1 pseudogene is annotated in these 1,332 nt (G+C 75.6%); it reads right to left on the reverse strand.

The features are described from left to right. Positions 1–31 precede the first annotated feature (31 nt). Positions 32–1,332 (reverse strand): annotated as a pseudogene (locus tag AC2W7A_RS12520) (hypothetical protein); the annotation flags it as partial.

The raw sequence follows: 1,332 nt of genomic DNA on the forward strand, positions 1-1,332 counted from the left end.
GGCGCGACCGGCCTCCCGCCGGCCCGCCGTCTCAGCGGCGGCGCAGCTGGAGCTCGGCCTGCGAGATGCGGTAGCGGCGCGCGGCGGTGGCGACGATCACCAGGAAGGCCGCGAAGATCGCGGGCAGGCCCACCAGCTCCGCCTGCTGCGCCCCCAGCGGGGCCGGCAGCAGGCGGGGGATCGCCAGCCATGCCATGGAGGCGGCGAACAGCAGGGCCACGGACATGCGCCCGCGCTCGGTCAGGCTCAGGCGGATCGCGGCGGCCACGGCCAGCAGCAGGCCGGCCAGGCCCCAGACGGCCGGCGGCACACCCGGGACGAACACGCCCCAGGCATGCAGGGCCACAGCCACCATGGTCGGGGTGAAGGCCACGAGCACGCCGGCCAGGGCGCCGACGGTGCCGTCCGTGAAGAAGCGCTCGCCGGTGGTGCGGGCGGTGGTGAGGTTGTATCCGCGCAGGGCGGCCACGACGAAGACGAGCGCGCCGATCCACGCCACCACGGCGACGCCGGCAGGGAGCAGGATCGCCATGGGAAACCAGGCCGCCAGGCACAGCAGGGCCAGCCCGACGAGCCAGCCGGTGCTGCGCTGGCGGGCGGCGTAGCCCTGGCGCGGACCCCACTGGTGCAGGGCGAACATGGTCACCAGCAGGAACAGCAGCGGCCACGTCAGCACGTGCAGGAACAGCGGCGAGAGCACGGTGGCGCCCATGCCGTACAGGCCGTCATGGGCGGCCAGGTAGCTGCCGGCGTCGAGGGCGCCGAGGCCGAGACGCCCGAACAGGCCGAGCCCCCAGGCCCCGGCGAGCACGAACAGCCCGGCCGCCACGGTGACGAACGTCTGACGGGTGCGGTCCTCGGGACGGGCACGGCCCTTCGGCTCGCGCACCGGCAGGTTGTACGGGGCGATGTAGGGGGTGCGCTCGTGTGCCTGCGGGACGTCCTCGTCACGGACGGAGGCGGTCTCGATGGCGCGGGCCTTGTTGGCGAGGCGGTCCCGGCGGCGCCACTCGGGCAGGACTGCCATGGCCCGCTCGACGAGCTCCTCGTCCGTCACGGGCTCGTCCATGTCCGCCAGCTGGGGGCGGACCTCGGCGGGCGGCACGGTCAGGCTGCCGTCCAGGCGGCGTGAGGCGGTCTGCAGGGCGCGGGTCTCCCGCTCCTGGTGCAGGCGCAGGCGTTCGGCCTCCTCGGCCGCGAAGCGTGCCTCCTCGGCGATGAGCCGGTCCTCCCAGCCTCGGGCATGGGCCAGGGAGGACGCCGCGTAGGCGGCGGTCCAGCGGGCGGGGCGCGGGGCCTTTCTCTGCGGCGCGGGGCCCTTCGGCGGGCGGG

The sequence above is a fragment of the Micrococcus sp. LASM2_SD2 genome, assembly GCF_057364565.1.